We start from the raw sequence: 17,372 nt of genomic DNA on the forward strand, positions 1-17,372 counted from the left end.
TTTCAGTAATTAGGGTTATTTTTATTTTCAAGCAAGGGATTAGCCTGTATCTCATCCAACGGAATCGGGAAAAGCTCATGCTTGCCAGTCTGGAAATTGTCGCCGGCTACGTAAGGCCTGTTCGTTCCTGCCGTGTTCGCATGCGTATTGTTTCCCGTCATCACCAACGCCTCTTCCAAGATGCCCCAACGAATCAAGTCATACTTGCGCATACCCTCGAAGGCCAGTTCAAAAGCGCGTTCCCAATAAAGGGCTGCACGAAAATCATCTTGTGCCGTACCTCCATTGAAGAAAGGAAGCTCCAACAAGTTAGGCTGGCAATTGCGGTATTCCTGCAATGAATTGACCTGCGTTGCCTGCGCACGCTCACGCACCCGGTTCAGCAAAGTCCATGCCGTAGAAGTTTCTCCCAATTCATTATATGCCTCTGCAGCCATCAATACCACATCAGCATAGCGCAACATGCAATAGTTGACATCGGTTATGTTCGGCTCCTTGTATCCTATCGGCATCCATTCACGGCGCCATTTGCCGGGATACCAACTGCGCACGTCCGTTACTTCCTCCTTCACATGATTGTAGACATCACTGTCCCACGTGTAATTATAAGTACATACCATTACATCGCGGCGGTTATCACCTTCTTCAAAGAAGTCCCTCCATTCAGGAACCACACGGTACATCGCATTGGCACGTCCCATAAAGTCACTTGTTTCCGTCGTATTGATTCCCGGCGCATCCACACGCGGACCGTTATAAGTACCCCAATAGCCTCTGGCACCCGTACTTCCGTCCACTGTATAGAAGGCTACTTCAAAAAGACTTTCCCTGGAATTGAGCGTTCCATAAGAGAACGTCCGGAACAATGCTTCATAGTTTCCAATCGTATGGTCGTCATCAAACCCGTTGGAAACTCCGTTATCGGTAGTATAAAGTTCGTGATAACCGTTTGCTTCAAAAGCTTCCCATTCTTCCGTAACGGCGGTAAAATACTCCTGGCGCAGATTATCTTCGGGACGCTGCAACGTTCCGTCCATCTGCAAGCTGTAACCGGCACGCTGCAAGAGCACACGCATCTTCAACGCACGCGCAGAAGCTTGTGTTGCCCTTTCGGGAGAACTGCTTGAAGTGGCCCAGTCCATACCTTCTTCCGCATCGGTCAAATCCTCTATAATCTGGTCATAAATGTCCTCGCGAGAAGTACGGGGCAAATACGCTTCCTCATAAGAATTGGTCGGAGTAGTCTTATAAGGCACATCTCCCCAATAAAGCACCAGATTGAAAGAAAACAGCGCACGCAGGAACTTGGCTTCCGCAACCAGTTCATGAAGGTTTTCATTGCTTTCATATTCGTCCATCGCCTCGATTCCGGCAATCATATAATTTGCACGCTCAAGTCCCTGATAGGTGTATGTCCACGCATTCTCCACATACCTGTTGGAGGTAGTTATCGTATAGGCGGAAATATCGCGCCTTCCACTGTCAGAGTTACCTGTACTGGCATACCACGTATCATCAGAAGCAAAGAAAGCCATAGCATAATCACCATACAATGAAGGCAATACGTTATATATACCCAATATGCCCATCTCTACATTGTCGGGATCAGAGAAGAATTCGTCTTCCGTATAATATGAGTTCGGCTTTTCCGTCAGCTTGTCTTCACAAGATACAAGCGACATACATCCAGCCATAAGCACCACTATATTTTTCAAATATTTCATAATACTGATCCATTAGAAAGTTAAATTCAATCCGAATACAAAAGAACGGTTGCGCGGATAAGCACCGAAGTCCACTCCCGGAGTCAGGTTGTTGCCTTTGGTAGAAACTTCCGGATCAAAGCCGGTATAAGGAGTCCACACGAAGAGATTGCTTCCGGTGAAGTACACTCTCGCCTTGCGCACATTCATCTTCCTTGTCCATGCCGCAGGAAATGTATATCCCAACGTGAGATTGCTCAAACGAAGATAGGAAGCGTCTTCCACCGCCCATGAATGAATCAAATAATCTCCTTGCTCCTGATCGCCGATGTAAGCCACAGACTTGCCTGCATTGAGCGCACTCAGCTCAGCCGGATCAGTCACTGTTTCTCCATCCGCATTGACGGTCATCCAGCGGTTCGAGCTGTTGGCTATGTCCAGCACGTTCTTGTTTGTGTTTCCCGTCTTCGTATTGCTCAGCTTCGTGGCATTCAGCACTTCCGCCCCGTAACTGAAGGTAAAGAACACGCTCAGGTCGAAACCTTTATAAGTGAAGTTGTTGGTTATACCTCCATAAAAGTCGGGATTAGCATTTCCGATTACGGTACGGTCATTGTCGTCCACGATCCCGTCGTTATTGATGTCCGCAAATTTCCATGAACCAGGCTGTACTTCCGAGTCAGAACGTCCCGGTATTCCATCCTTGAGCGTATAAGTCTGTGTAGCGGCATCGTAATCGAAGTCATCCACCTGATAAAGTCCCAGCGTCTTGAATCCGTAGAACTGTCCGATGGGTTTGCCCACTTCGATCTTGTGCGTATTCTGACTGTATCCGAACGCAGCTTCTTCAAGGAAGTAGCTTTCACCAGACAATGCTTCAATACGGTTCTTGTTGAATGACAAGTTGAAGTCCGTTGTCCACGTAAACCCTTTCGACTCGATATTCACAGATGAAATGCCCAGGTCAAAACCGATGTTGCGCGTTTTGCCGATGTTGCGGATCATAGTGGAATAGCCTGAAGAAGTAGGCACTTTAGAGTTCAGCAGCAGGTGCGAACTCTTGTTCAGATAAAATTCCGGGGTAATGGTCAGACGCTGTCCCCAGAATCCCATGTCTATACCGACGTTCAGCGTCTTGTTAGACTCCCACTGCAGTTCAGTGCTAGGGATTCCCGAACGGGCATATCCCGGAGAAACAGTTTCACCGCTCGGATAAGTGGCGGACTCCAGCAAATCCAATGAAGAATAACTTCCGATACGGTTGTTTCCTGCCAAACCGTAACCGGCACGCAGTTTCAAGTCAGAAAATACATCCAGCTTCTTGATAAACTCTTCTTCGCTCAAGCGCCATGCACCGGATATGGAAGGGAAGAATCCCCATTTGTGATTCCGCGCGAACTTGGAAGAACCGTCGGCACGGATTGTCGCGGTTACCAGAAAACGTTCCTTGAAGTTCCAGTTGGCACGCGAGAAGAAAGAAAGCAGCTTGTCGTCATAATTCTCTTCTGAAGTGATCGATCCCGGTGTACCCAGATTCATATCGCCTAATCCGATGTCATTGTTTGGGAAATTAGTCGCTCTCGAACGGATCCACTGCGACCAGCGGGAAACCCATTCCTGACCGAACATAAGGGTCAGACGGTTTGTCTTCGACTTGTATTCATAGTTCAGAACATTTGAAGCCTGAAAACTTCCGCTCTCCGAATACTGCACATACCCGTTGATGCTGGAACGTTTGGCTGTAGATGTAAGTTCGCCATAGAATACATCTCTCCTCAGGTTCTGATAACGTGTTCCCAACGTACTGCGCAGAAACCAGCGTTTGTTAAAGCGGAAAGTAAGTCCTCCGTTTGCCTGGAAAACGCGCGTCGTGCGGTCGTCCCTGCTCTGCGCCGCCTCAATCAGCGGATTCTGCATCGTGTTTGACGCGTCATCCTCATAAAGCGGATTCTCGCCTGCTATCAGTTCGTCTTCCGTCGAATAGATTCCGGCGATGGGAGGGTACTGGAGAATGCTCTCCATCTTGTTGAAGCGAGTATTCCCGTCAGACGTTCCCATGCCGCTTACATTTGTCTGGGAGAAGGTGACACGCCCGTTCACTGAAAGGCGCTTATCCCCCCGCTGAGAGAAGCTCAAGGAAATGTTATGGCGGTCAGTTCCGCTGTACACCATTGCACCCAATTCCTTATAGTAGGCATAATTCAAGTTGTAGTTCAGTTCACGTCCGCCTCCGGATATGTTCACACGGTAGTTCTGGCTGGTTGTGGTGCGTCCCAACGTTTCATCCTGCCAGTCGATTCCGCGATTCGCATAATTCTGATGGATCTCATGAAACGAACCGTAAGTATTCTGAAAACGGGTTATCCCCTCATCACCGTAAAGGTAAACATTCCGCTCGTAGTCAAGCAGAGCGTATTCTTCAGAAGACAACACCGGAAGCTTGCTCGCTATCTTGGACACGCCTACATAGGCATCGAAGCTGACAGACATCTTCGTGTCCTTCTTCTCACCTCCCTTGGTCGTGACCACCACAACACCGTTCGCACCGCGCGCACCGTAAATGGCGGTAGCGGAAGCATCCTTCAAAATGTCGATGGAAGCGATTTCACCCGGGTCGAGGTCTGAAATACCGTCTTCGCTCGGAAAACCGTCGATGATGTAAAGAGGCTCGTTGCTCTGCGTAATGGACATACCTCCACGCACACGGATGGAGATGCCGGCACCGGGACCGCCTTCAGCCTGCGTGACCTGCACACCAGCCACACGTCCGGCAAGGGCAGAGGCTACGTTGGATGTCGGGGTCTTCATCAGGTCGTCGCTCCTGACAGAAACGACAGAACCAGTCAAGTCCCCTCTTCGGGTTGTACCGTATCCGACAACCACCACTTCATCCAACACCTTGTTATCCTGCTTCAACTGCACATCTATTACCTTTTTCCCTTTTACCGGAACCTCCTGCGTAGCCATTCCGATATAAGAGAAAACCAGTATGTCCTTCGGTTTTGCCTGGATGGAGTACTTTCCATCAAGGTCAGTAATCGTGCCCACTTTCGGATTGCCCTTGATGCGGACAGTCGCTCCGATTGCTTCCAGTCCGTCATTGTCGAGAACCTTACCGGTCACCGTCAGCGTCTGTGCCGAAACTGCCGAGCATCCGAAAAAGCAGATCAAAAGTGCTAATAGAAACTTCACATTTTTCATAATATATCATTCTCAGTCATTTGTTACCGATAGCGAAGATAGGCAGATTTGAAAGGACAGGCTTTCAAATCTGTCTTATCTTCTTTCGATTCTGTTTTATCTTCTTTCAGTTGGATTGCTTTTTCAGGTCAACATAGCGTTTCAGACCTTCCAGATAGTAATAATCCGCATAATTCAACGGAGCGTCAATTTCAGAACCGTGCGGCAACGAACCGGTAGAATGCATAAGAATAAAGAATCCGTTCTTTCCCTTTCCAGCCAGATAAGCGTCGCTCGAAAGTGTTTTCAGAATCGATTCCGCATAGTCAAAATATTTCTGTCCATCCGGAACAAACGTGCTCAATTCCAGAAAAGCGGAAGCTATAACCGCAGCTGCCGAAGCGTCACGCGGCGTGTCTTCCTTCACCGGAGCGTCAAAATCCCAATAAGGTATCTTGTCTGCCGCCACATTGCGCTTCATAATCATATCAGCAACATTGACCGCATGACGAAGGAACAGACTGTCCCGGGTTTCCCGATAGCAGAGCGTATATCCATATACAGCCCAGCTTTGCCCTCTTGACCACGACGAATCATCATTCTTTCCCTGGTGCGTCTGCTTCTTCTCTACCGAACCGTCATTGTTGTAGCTCACCACATGCCATGATGTGAAATCAGGACGGAAATGATTCTTCATTGTAGTCTTTGCATGCTGCACAGCTATCTGCTTATATTTCGGATCGCCAGTCAACTTCCCTACATTAAAAAGCAGTTCCAGATTCATCATGTTGTCGATAATTACCGGATAGTTCCAAGGACCGAAATCCCACGAACGGATACATCCGATACGGGCATTGAAACGCGAACAGAGATTGTCGGCCGTTTCAATCAGAACCGCTTTGATCGTGTCGTTCGCATCCAAACGGAGTGCATTGCCATAACTGCAGTTCATCATGAAACCGATGTCATGATTGTCATTTACCTTGCGGATGGGATACATGCGGTTGGTATAGCGGACAGCTTCCTGTCTGATGGTGTCATTCCCCGTCAGCTCGTAAAGGTACCACAATGTGCCGGGAAAAAATCCGCTTGTCCAGTCATACAAGTTGCACGTACGCAACTTGCCTATTTCACTTGCAGGCGGGTTCGCCACCAGCGAATCCATAAACACTGTGGAGTCACATTCCATCTGTTCCACCAGAAAGTCCATATTATAACCCGTATAAAGCGTACGGGGCATTCTGTCCAGCGAATCGGTCATCAACGCAGACATTTCTTTCGCCTGATACAATGCAACATCCAGCGCATGATCAATCCACGGACTGTTTTCTTTTACTGCCTGCCGGCAAGAAACAAGTGCAAACCCAACGGCAGCACACAAGATCAATTTACTTTTCATGGCATTCTTATATTAATTATACATAAATAAAAGTCGGAAACGGTGTTTCTTCCGGTCGCAAAACTAAAGAAGAAACACCGTTTCCGGCTTTATCTGTGTTGAAAGATCTTTCACTGACGTTGAAAAGTGAAACAAAAACAAGCCGCACCAAACGGAAACAGGCGGCTGCCCTGACTGAAGCAACCGCCTGTTTTTATCGCAGACTATATGAATCAAACTTACAACTCTCCCTGTGCAAGGATATGGCACTGATGTGCCTCAAGCACTTCCATGCAACGTTTCAAATCGTTAGGCTTGATCACCACATGCGCTTTGCTGTCCTGGGCAAACGCATACATATATTCAATGAATATCTGCTCCTTGGCCAAATATTCCAGAATGACGGCAAGCGATCCGGGTTCGTTCTCACAACTCAAACAAACGACATCAGTCGACATTACCGCAAAATCATGAGCCCGAAGCACTTCTACAGCTTTCTCCACATCAGATACAATCAGTCGGAGAATCCCGAAATCGGCTGTTTCCGCCATACTGAACGCATGCATGTTGATTCCGTTCGCGCCCAATGTCCTTACCACTTCATTTATTCTTCCGGTCTTGTTTTCAAGAAAGACCGACAATTGCTTTATCGTCATGATTCCTCTTTTTTAATTTTACACTAATACACGCTTGTCAATGACACGCTGCGACTTTCCCTGGCTTCGGGCAATGCTGTTGGGCTCCATCAGCTTCACGTCCGCGCTGATGGACAGCACGCTTTTCAGTTTGTCATACAAAGCCTTCTTCAGGTTCAGCATAGCCCCGATGTCGTCATTGAAATAATCGCGGCGGACCTCTACCTGGACCTGCAGCGTATCCAGATTGTTTACACGGTCGACCACCAGCATATACCGCGGTTCAAATTCCTTCATGCTCAGTATCACGCTTTCCACCTGTGACGGGAACACATTGATTCCGCGGATAATCAACATATCGTCGCTCCGTCCCATAATCGGAGTCATACGCACGCTGGTGCGGCCGCAAGGACATTCGCCCGGCATAAGCGAAGTCAAGTCTTTGGTACGGTAACGGAGCAGAGGCATGCCTTCTTTTGTAAGGGTTGTGAAAACCAGTTCTCCCTGCTGTCCCGCCGGCAACGGTTCCAAAGTGACCGGATCGATGATCTCAGGATAAAAATGGTCTTCATTGATATGCGAGCCATGCTGCTCCTGACACTCGAACGACACGCCCGGCCCCATGATCTCGCTCAGGCCGTAGATATTGTATCCTTTCAGGCCCAGCCGTTCCTGTATTTCCTGACGCATGTGCTCCGTCCACGGCTCTGCGCCGAACGCGCCTATTCTCAGTCCAAGTTCTTCTTTCTTTATTCCCATACGCTCCACCACCTCAGCCAGATACAGCGCATATGAAGGCGTACAGGCAATGCCGGTTATTCTCAAGTCACGTATCAGGCGGACATGCTTTTCGGTGTTTCCCGTGGAAGCCGGTATCACCGTCGCTCCCAGATTCTCCACCCCGTAATGGGCTCCCAAGCCGCCGGTGAAGAGTCCGTATCCGTAACTGACAGAAAACGTATCGTCGCGCGTCACGCCGTATGCTGACAGGCAGCGCGACATCACCTCCGACCACACGGCAAGGTCTTTCCGCGTATAACCGACAATGGTCGGATTGCCGGTCGTTCCCGATGAAGCATGAACTCTGACCACTTCTGATTTCGGAGCGGCCATCAGTCCGTAAGGATAGTTGTCACGCAGGTCCTGCTTGGTAGTAAAAGGAAGTTTCACTATATCATCAATGCCCCGGATATCCTCGGGCATCAAATCCATTTCCTGCATCTTGTGCCGATAGAACGGCACATTATGGTAAACATATGCAACAAGTTTCTGCAACCGTTTGCCTTGCAGCTCGCGCAACTGTTCGCGCGGCATGCATTCTTTTGTAGGATTCCAAATCATCTGAAAGAGTCATTAATCGGTTAAGGCTCTCAGAGCCGACACTTTTTTCATATCACTATCCGTCATTCTTTTCCAATGGCTTTATGGTCCTCACGGAAAGCTTTCATGCGTTCTTCCAGCACAGGATAAAGCTCTTCGCGCATACGTGAAGTGCAGGCACGCACACCTTCCTGATCGCTTCCGGTTGTAGACAGTGAAATGCTGCTCACCCCATAATACATCAGTTCAAGCAGCAGCTGTCCGCCCGTCATGCCGGAATAGCCGAGCGTAAAGAAGAAACCGTCGCCCACTTCCCGTGTAACGTCACGGTCGTACACGATAGTGAAGCCGTTGTCCGTAAAAATCCGCTTCATGCGGCGGGCACGGCGTTCGTATTCGCGCACATCCTCCACAAAATTGATTTCACCCGATACCGAACGGTTCAGCATTTCCGCCATTCCATACTGCGTGGTTGCCGTACAGCCGGAAGTGATCATATACATAATGGAAGCGATAAACGTAGGGCCGAATACGCCTGAGTCTTCATACCTCCTGGCAAGTGCAGGATACTGCCTGTCGAAAAGCTTGTCGGATATACATGCCAAAGCGATGCGCTGTCCGGCGTAGCTGAATATCTTCGAGGCGGAAAGCATCAAAATGTAATTGTCGGTATAACGGGCCACGGTCGGCACAAAAGGCGGCTGGAAAGGACGGCCATAACGGTGACGGAAGTCCATGCAGAAATAAGCCTGATCCTCCAGCACCACGACATCATACCGGGTTGCAAGCTCGCCGATAATCTCCAGTTCCTCTTCTTCCAGACAAATCCATGCCGGATTGTTGGGATTGGAATACACAACGGCGGCGATATCGCCTTTCGACAAATAGCTCTCCAGCTTCTCCCGAAGAGGCTTTCCCCGGAAATCGTGGATGTCAAAAAACTCCCACTCTACGCCCAATATGCGCAACTGCGATTTCTGGATGGGAAAGCCCGGATCAATGAAAAGCACTTTGTTCTTTCCCGGCAAGCGCTGGGTGCATGCAATGAACGCTCCGAACGAAGCTGCCACCGACCCCGTTGTAGGCACACACGCCCGCGGGGATATGTCGATATCGATAAAAGCCTTGATAAAGCGCGAAGCGGCATCCTTCAGCTCAGGCACTCCGGCCGCAGCCGGATACTGGGCGCCCAAGCCTGCATCGAGGGCTTTCTTTTCGGCTTCAATCCCCACTTTGTTTGCAGGAAGGCCGGGCGAGCCCTGATCCATGCGGATAAAAGGGATTCCCGTCAATTCTTCCAGCCGGGAAGCCACCAGCAGCACATCGCCGATGGTGGCATTCTGCAAGTCGGCTACTTTCATCTCGCGCGCCACCTGCGACACCAGTTCTTCACTGAACACCCGACTCATAAGCTCAAAGTTTTAGATTTTTCACGTATTCGTGACCGATATCAAAAGCGCGACAGTTCATGCTGACCACTTCTTCTCCTTTCGAAGCAAATATCCGCCCCACGCTTTCGCGCAAGGTGGCCGCATCAAGAATCTTCAGGAAAGAAGCTGCCGCACCCAGCAGAATCACATTGGCCGACTTCTGCATCTGGTTCTCCCGGGCAAGCTGTTCCACGTCAAGCGACACAATGTGAGGCTGGGCCTTCAGCTCTTCCGCCAACGCCTGTTCATCGGGATAGTTGGGGATATTCTTGAACGGAGCAGACGAAGTGATGATCCATCCGCTTTCGGAAAGATAAGGCAAATAGCGCAAAGCCTCCATCGGCTCCAGCGAAATGATCATGTCGGCTGTTCCGAGTGCGATCAGGTCGGAAGCGATGGGCCTGTCCGACAAACGAAGATTCGACTGCACGTCCCCGCCCCGCTGGCTCATCCCGTGCACCTCGGCCTGCTTCAGCGCCAGTCCCATACGGGTGGCGGCCTCACCGATTATGGTAGCGATAGACAAGATTCCCTGTCCTCCTACTCCAGAAAGTATAATGTCTGTTTTCATTTTTTCTCAGCTCTTTTCTTTTTCAACTTACGGTTCAATGTCTGTATACACTCGCGGCGGGGAATGATGACGGACACTCCGTCGTATTCAATTTCCTCGCGGATGACACGGGTAATCTCTTCCATGTTTTTAGGCAGCGGAACCACCACACGCACATGTTCCGGCTCTACGCCCAGCCCCAGACAAATGGCTTCGAACTTGTTGGTTCCGGCAGAATCCTGCCCTCCCGTCATAGCCGTTGTCAGATTGTCCGAGATAATCACCGTTATGTTCGCCTTGTCGTTCACGGCATCCAGCAGGCCGGTCATGCCCGAATGCGTAAAGGTGGAATCCCCGATAACCGCAATGGAAGGAAACTGGCCGGCATCGGCGGCTCCTTTCGCCATCGTGATGGACGCTCCCATATCCACGCAACTGCTCAATGCCCGGAAAGGAGGCAGAGCGCCCAGCGTATAGCAACCGATATCGCCGAAGATCTTCGCTCCGGGATACTCCGCAGCCACCCGATTCAGCGCGTCATACACGTCGCGGTGTCCGCATCCCACACACAAGGCAGGCGGACGGGGAACAACATGCTGCGCCTTCGGATAGACCTGGCCTCCCGGAATGCCCAACGCAGCCTTCACATTGTCGGGGGTCAGTTCGCCCGTCCGGGGCAGATCGCCGCTCAAGCGCCCTTTCACAACATACTGCGAAGGAAGCAGCCCCTTCAACTGTTCCTCTACGAACGGCTGACCGTCTTCAACCACCAGCATCTCCCGGCAAGAGCCTGCCAGACGTGTAAGCAGATCTGCCGGAAGAGGATACTGCGAAATCTTGATAACCGGATAGGGACATCCGTCCGGATAATTCTCCATTACATAATTATATCCTATGCCGCAAGCCACAATCCCTTTTTCAGACATGCCTTCCTTGAATGCGGCTTCATTGAAAGGCGAAGTTTCCGAAAGGTCCAGCAGGCGGGACTGCTCTGCAATCACCTCAAGATAACGGCGGCGTGCATTGCCCGGCAACAGGACCCAGTCGGAAGGCACGGATTCTTTGCCCGTGCAGGTTACGTCCAAAAACTTTTCCTTCACCTTTACAGCGGCTCTCGAATGGGCCATACGGGTTGTGATACGCATCAGCACAGGCAGCCTTTCTTCTTCCGACAGACTGTATGCGTACTCCATCATGTCATACGCCTCCTGCTGCGACGAAGGTTCAAGGACAGGAATCATCGCAAACTTGCCGTAGAAGCGCGAATCCTGTTCATTTTGCGAAGAATGCATGCTGGGGTCGTCTGCCGCCAATACCACAATTCCTCCGTTAACACCCGTAATGCCTGAATTGACAAAGGCATCGGCACACACGTTCATGCCCACATGCTTCATGCATACCAGCGCGCGTTTTCCCACATACGAAACGCCCAATGCGGCCTCCATTGCCGTTTTCTCGTTCGTACACCAACTGCTGTGCAGGCCTCTCGACTTCGCCAAGGGTGAATCCTGTATATATTCGGTAATCTCGGTAGAGGGAGTTCCCGGATAAGCGTAGACACCGGAAATCCCTGCATGAATGGCTCCCAAGGCTATCGCCTGGTCGCCCAATAACAAAAGTTTATCGTTGTTTTCCATATTTTAGCTCCTCCAAACCTCCTCCGAAAGAAGGCTTCCCGAGTTAAACTTCATATTTAAATTTACTTGAAAATCCGCAATCCCCCCATTGCAGGGGCAGGCAATTCCTCACCCGGATGCAGACTATATATAATGAAATCATCCCATATTTGCTCAGAATGAAAATAAAAACGGCCTTTCATTTTGACACAGCTTCCCTACACGTCGGCATCATCCAGCACGGGGAACTTCTTGCGGAACGCCTCAAGCTGTTCCATATCGATCTCCGCCCCGGCACATTCCGCCTTTCCGTCCTCACAGGCCGCCAGCGTATGACCATACGGATCGATTACCGCACTTCCTCCGCAATAATCGCATTCGGGGTCCTTTCCAACCCGGTTCACGGCAACTACATAGCACTGGTTTTCGATGGCGCGGGCGCGAAGCAAAGTTTTCCACGCATCCACCCGAGGAGCAGGCCAGCTTGCCACATAAAGGATGGCATCATAATCCTTCCGGTTGCGCGACCAGACGGGAAAGCGCAAGTCGTAGCACACCTGCAGAAGGAAGCGCACGCCCCGGAAAGCGACAATCACCCGCTCATTGCCCGGCGTATAGCGCTTATGCTCTCCGCCATAAGTGAACAGATGCTTCTTGTCGTACCATGTCACCGTCCCGTCAGGACAGACAAAATAAAAACGGTTGTAGTATTTTCCGCCATCTTCCGTGGCGATGCTTCCGGCAACGGCACAGTTTCCGGCAGCCGCCTTCCGCTTCATCCATTCGAGGCTTCCATGCCCCGCCGGCTCGGCCACGCCTTCGGGCCGGGTGCAGAACCCTGTCGAAAACATTTCGGGCAGAACATACAGGTCAGCCCCCGGACAAGCGTCCATCATCTTGTCCGCCCGCTTCAGATTCTCCTCCGGATCGGCCCAGCAAATATCAGTCTGCAGTATGATTACTTTCATGCTTTTCATATTTTAGAAACGCCCAAAGGTAACAAAATAATAATTATAACCCAATATATGAAGCAAAATATTCACTTTGCCATCTTTTCTCTCCCTATTTATCACTGCATCCGGCGCAGGCCGACACCATGCGGCACCGTCTTTTCTCCTGCCGGCAGCAGAAAAGCGAAACGAGAGGAAAGATTCTTCAAACCACATTGCCGTTTGTATAAACCACGATGCGGTTTGTATAAACCACACTGTGGTTTGCATAAACGACGATGCCGTTTGAAGTTTGCGCAAGGCCGTTCCGGTTTTTATACCGCAGAACAGACAGGCAGGGCCTGCATCCCCTCCGGTTTCTCCTTCAAAATAAAGTTTTTGCATAAAAGAAGCATACGGATAGGGATAAATTGCAAAATGTTTGTTATTTTTGTCCCGAAAATGAGTTAATATACTGACAAATGAACGTATTAGAACTGAGCGAACAGGAGATTATCAGACGCAACAGTCTGAACGAATTGAGAGCGATGGGAATCGATCCGTACCCCGCCGCCGAGTATGTAACCGACGCTTTTTCAACAGACATCAAAGCCGAGTTCAAAGACGATGCCGAACCGCGCAAGGTATCCATAGCCGGACGTATCATGTCACGCCGCGTGATGGGAAAAGCATCGTTCGTTGAACTGCAGGACTCAAAAGGACGCATCCAAGTATATATCACACGGGACGATATCTGCCCGGAAGAAAATAAAGATCTGTATAATGTGGTATTCAAACGCCTGCTGGACCTGGGCGACTTCATCGGAATCGAAGGCTTCGTGTTCCGCACCCAGACGGGAGAAATCTCCGTCCACGCCCGGAAGCTGACCGTATTGTCGAAGTCACTCCGCCCGCTTCCGATCGTGAAGTACAAGGACGGCGTGGCATACGACAAGTTTGAAGACCCCGAACTGCGGTACCGCCAGCGCTATGTCGACCTGATTGTGAACGACGGCGTAAAGGACATTTTCCTGCAGCGCGCAACAGTGATACGCACCATCCGCCGTGTGCTTGACGAGGCGGGCTATACGGAAGTGGAAACGCCCACGCTGCAGAACATAGCCGGCGGAGCAAGCGCAAAACCGTTTATCACGCATTTCAACGCCCTGGATACTGACATGTATCTGCGCATAGCCACAGAGCTTTATCTGAAACGGCTCATCGTGGGCGGATTTGAAGGCGTGTACGAAATCGGCAAGAACTTCCGCAACGAAGGCATGGACCGCAACCACAATCCGGAATTTACCTGCATGGAGCTCTACGTGCAGTACAAGGACTACAACTGGATGATGTCATTCACCGAAAAGCTGCTCGAAACGGTGTGCATCGCCGTCAACGGCAAGCCCGAACGTGAAATCGACGGAAACATCATCAGCTTCAAGGCTCCCTACCGCCGGCTGCCGATACTTGAAGCCATCAAAGAGAAGACAGGCTATGACCTCAACGGCATGGACGAAGCGCAGATACGCGAAGTGTGCCGGAAACTGAACATGGAAATCGACGACACGATGGGGAAGGGCAAGCTGATCGACGAAATATTCGGCGAATTCTGCGAAGGCACGTTCATCCAGCCGACGTTCATCACCGACTATCCCGTAGAGATGTCGCCGCTCACCAAAATGCACCGCTCGAAGCCGGGACTGACAGAACGCTTCGAACTGATGGTGAACGGAAAAGAGCTGGCCAACGCTTACTCTGAGCTTAACGACCCGATAGACCAGGAAGAACGCTTCAAGGAGCAGATGCGCCTTGCCGACAAGGGAGATGACGAAGCAATGATCATCGACCAGGACTTCTTGCGCGCACTGCAGTACGGCATGCCCCCGACAAGCGGCATCGGAATAGGAATCGACCGCCTGGTTATGCTCATGACGGGCAAGACGTTCATTCAGGAAGTGCTGTTCTTCCCGCAAATGCGCCCCGAAAAGGTGACGCCGAAAGACAATGCGGCAAAATACACGGCACTGGGAGTGCCCGAAGAATGGGTGCCGGTGATTCAGAAAGCCGGATACAACCTGGTGTCTGACATGAAAGACGTGAACCCGCAGAAGGTGCACATGGACATCTGCGGAATCAACAAGAAATACAAACTCGAACTGAAGAACCCCAGTGTGGACGAAGTAGCCAGTTGGATTAAAGGAATAGTATGAAACTGCCCGGGAAAATAGCGATTATGGGGGGAGGAAGCTGGGCCACGGCAATCGCCAAAATCATACTGACCCAAGCCGAATCGATAAACTGGTATATGCGCCGTGACGACCGTATTGAGGATTTCAAGCGTCTGGGCCATAATCCGGCTTATCTTACCAGCGTGCGCTTCAACATCAAGTGCATCAACTTTTCATCGGACATCAACAAGATCGTGAGGGAATCGGATACGCTGATATTCGTCACTCCCTCGCCCTACCTGAAAAGCCACCTCAAAAAGCTAAAGGTCAAGCTCAAGGATAAGTTCATAGTTACCGCCATCAAAGGAATCGTCCCTGACGAGAACATGATCATCTCCGACTATTTCCATCAAGTGTATGATGTGCCGGAAGAAAACATCGCCGTTCTGGCAGGGCCGTGCCACGCGGAAGAAATTGCGCTCGAACGGCTTTCCTACCTCACGGTGGGATGCAAGGACATCGAAAAGGCCAAAATGTTTGCGCGGCAGCTTGCAGGACATTACGTGAAGACATCGGTCAACACGGACGTGGCGGGAATCGAATACGCCTCGGTGCTGAAAAATGTCTACGCCATAGCGGCAGGCATCTGCAGCGGACTGAAGTACGGCGACAACTTCCAGGCCGTGCTGGTATCAAACGCCTTGCAGGAAATGAACCGATTCCTCGATACAGTGCACCCCCTGGACCGCTGCACGAACGATTCGGCGTATCTGGGCGACCTGCTGGTCACCTCCTACTCCAACTTCAGCCGCAACCGCGTGTTCGGAACAATGATCGGAAAGGGATATTCAGTGAAAAGCGCGCAGATCGAAATGGAAATGATAGCGGAAGGGTACTACGGCACAAAATGCATCAAAGAGCTCAACAAACACTTGCACGTGAACATGCCGATTGTGGATGCTGTATACAACATTCTCTATGAACGCATATCACCCATGATTGAAATAAAACTACTAACTGATTCATTCAGATAAAATTTACAGTTATGGAAAACATCAAACTGAACATCGAAAAAACTTTAGACTTCATCGCTAAAGACAAATTGGCTTCTTACGAAGAAAAAGTAAGAGCTTGTATGGAAACGCTGGAAAAAGGAACCGGACTGGGAAATGATTTCCTGGGATGGCTGCATCTGCCTTCTTCCATAACGAAAGAACATTTGGCTGACCTGAAAGCAGCCGCACAGACGCTGCGCGAAAACTGCGAAGTGGTTGTCGTGGCAGGTATCGGCGGCAGCTATCTGGGAGCACGTGCCGTCATCGAAGCGCTCTCAGACAGTTTCGCATGGCTGAAGGAAAAGAAAGCCGGAAACCCGACTATCATCTTTGCCGGACATAACATCAGCGAAGACTATCTCTACGAACTGACCACTTTCCTGAAAGACAAAAAGTTCGGCGTAATCAATATTTCCAAGTCAGGAACCACCACCGAAACGGCTCTGGCTTTCCGCCTGCTGAAAAAACAGTGCGAAGAGCAGCGCGGAAAGGAAACGGCACGCAAGGTAATCGTAGCCGTTACTGATGCAAAGAAGGGCGCAGCCCGCACTACTGCCGACAAGGAAGGATACACATCGTTCATTATCCCCGACAACGTGGGCGGACGATTCTCCGTACTGACTCCGGTAGGCCTGCTCCCGATTGCCGTGGCAGGATATGATATCGAAAAGCTGGTGGCAGGAGCCTGCGAAATGGAAAAGGTATGCGCCAACGGAAATCTGCATGAAAATCCTTCCGCACTATATGCGGCAACCCGCAACGAACTCTACCGCGAAGGAAAGAAAATCGAAATTCTGGTGAACTTCCATCCGAAACTCCACTACTTCATGGAATGGTGGAAACAATTGTTCGGTGAATCAGAAGGAAAAGACCACAAGGGCATTTACCCGAGTTCCGTAGACTTCACCACCGACCTCCATTCAATGGGCCAGTGGATCCAGCAGGGCGAACGGAGCATTTTCGAAACAGTTGTTTCAATTGAAACTCCGAACCACGAACTGCACTTCCCGAGCGATGAGGAAAACCTCGACGGACTGAACTTCCTTGCCGGCAAACGGATTGATGAAGTAAACAAGATGGCGGAACTCGGCACACAGCTGGCTCACGTGGACGGCGGTGTCCCCAATCTCCATGTAAGCGTCCCGACACTGAACGAATACTATCTCGGCGAACTGATTTATTTCTTCGAAAAGGCTTGCGGCATCAGCGGCTATCTGCTCGAAGTGAATCCGTTCAACCAGCCGGGCGTAGAAGCATACAAGAAAAATATGTTCGCCCTGCTGAACAAACCGGGCTACGAAAAAGAATCTGAAGCAATTCAAGCTCGCTTGAAGAAATAACCGGATCTGAAATGAGAGTCAAGGCACGGGCTTCACGGAATCTTTTCATCGTGAAACTCGTGCCTGAT

Annotated in this window: 13 protein-coding genes; 3 read left to right on the forward strand and 10 right to left on the reverse strand. The window is 50.4% G+C overall.

From position 1 onward, the window contains the following. Window positions 1-2: 2 nt before the first annotated feature. From NW212_RS02425 to NW212_RS02470, 10 genes are all read right to left on the reverse strand, one after another. Window positions 3-1,724 (reverse strand): RagB/SusD family nutrient uptake outer membrane protein, encoded by a 1,722-nt coding sequence (locus tag NW212_RS02425; protein WP_258337051.1) that lies wholly within the window; start codon window positions 1,722-1,724, stop codon window positions 3-5. A 12-nt stretch (window positions 1,725-1,736) separates the two neighbouring features. After that, entirely contained in the window at window positions 1,737-4,904 is a 3,168-nt protein-coding gene (locus tag NW212_RS02430) for a TonB-dependent receptor (RefSeq protein WP_258337052.1), read from the reverse strand. Window positions 4,905-5,010: 106 nt separating this feature from the next. Then, a complete protein-coding gene (locus NW212_RS02435) occupies window positions 5,011-6,282 on the reverse strand; it encodes a DUF4995 domain-containing protein (protein WP_258337053.1) in 1,272 nt (423 codons plus the stop codon). Window positions 6,283-6,500: 218 nt separating this feature from the next. After that, entirely contained in the window at window positions 6,501-6,917 is a 417-nt protein-coding gene (locus tag NW212_RS02440; RefSeq protein ID WP_258337054.1) for an amino acid-binding protein, read from the reverse strand. A gap of 18 nt (window positions 6,918-6,935) precedes the next feature. Then, entirely contained in the window at window positions 6,936-8,237 is a 1,302-nt protein-coding gene (locus tag NW212_RS02445) for a phenylacetate--CoA ligase family protein (protein ID WP_258337055.1), read from the reverse strand. A 62-nt stretch (window positions 8,238-8,299) separates the two neighbouring features. Beyond that, entirely contained in the window at window positions 8,300-9,625 is a 1,326-nt protein-coding gene (locus tag NW212_RS02450; RefSeq protein ID WP_258337056.1) for a pyridoxal phosphate-dependent aminotransferase, read from the reverse strand. A 4-nt stretch (window positions 9,626-9,629) separates the two neighbouring features. Continuing rightward, window positions 9,630-10,217, reverse strand: coding sequence for an indolepyruvate oxidoreductase subunit beta (locus tag NW212_RS02455; protein WP_258337057.1), 588 nt, complete (start codon window positions 10,215-10,217; stop codon window positions 9,630-9,632). After that, window positions 10,214-11,833, reverse strand: coding sequence for a thiamine pyrophosphate-dependent enzyme (locus tag NW212_RS02460; protein WP_258337058.1), 1,620 nt, complete (start codon window positions 11,831-11,833; stop codon window positions 10,214-10,216). The genes NW212_RS02455 and NW212_RS02460 overlap by 4 nt, the downstream gene beginning before the upstream one ends. A 197-nt stretch (window positions 11,834-12,030) precedes the next feature. Next, window positions 12,031-12,780 (reverse strand): amidohydrolase, encoded by a 750-nt coding sequence (locus tag NW212_RS02465; RefSeq protein WP_258337059.1) that lies wholly within the window; start codon window positions 12,778-12,780, stop codon window positions 12,031-12,033. A gap of 12 nt (window positions 12,781-12,792) precedes the next feature. After that, a complete protein-coding gene (locus NW212_RS02470; protein ID WP_258337060.1) occupies window positions 12,793-13,146 on the reverse strand; it encodes a hypothetical protein in 354 nt (117 codons plus the stop codon). Between the two features lie 77 nt (window positions 13,147-13,223). Here NW212_RS02470 and lysS point away from each other — a divergent pair, with 77 nt between their 5' ends. Genes lysS through NW212_RS02485 form a run of 3 tightly spaced genes read left to right on the forward strand, consistent with a single transcriptional unit; the run spans window position 13,224 to window position 17,304 of the window. After that, the gene (gene lysS, locus NW212_RS02475; protein WP_258337061.1) at window positions 13,224-14,951 is read left to right on the forward strand and encodes a lysine--tRNA ligase; all 1,728 of its coding nucleotides are present in this window, start codon (window positions 13,224-13,226) and stop codon (window positions 14,949-14,951) included. Beyond that, on the forward strand, window positions 14,948-15,943 hold the full coding sequence (locus NW212_RS02480) for an NAD(P)H-dependent glycerol-3-phosphate dehydrogenase (protein ID WP_258337062.1): 996 nt from the start codon (window positions 14,948-14,950) through the stop codon (window positions 15,941-15,943). Before lysS ends, NW212_RS02480 begins: the two co-directional genes overlap by 4 nt. Window positions 15,944-15,954: 11 nt before the next feature. After that, entirely contained in the window at window positions 15,955-17,304 is a 1,350-nt protein-coding gene (locus NW212_RS02485; RefSeq protein ID WP_258337063.1) for a glucose-6-phosphate isomerase, read from the forward strand. The last annotated feature ends 68 nt before the right edge of the window (window positions 17,305-17,372 follow it).

The organism is Bacteroides sp. ET225, assembly GCF_024733745.1.
GTDB classification, from domain to species: Bacteria; Bacteroidota; Bacteroidia; order Bacteroidales; family Bacteroidaceae; genus Phocaeicola; species Phocaeicola excrementipullorum.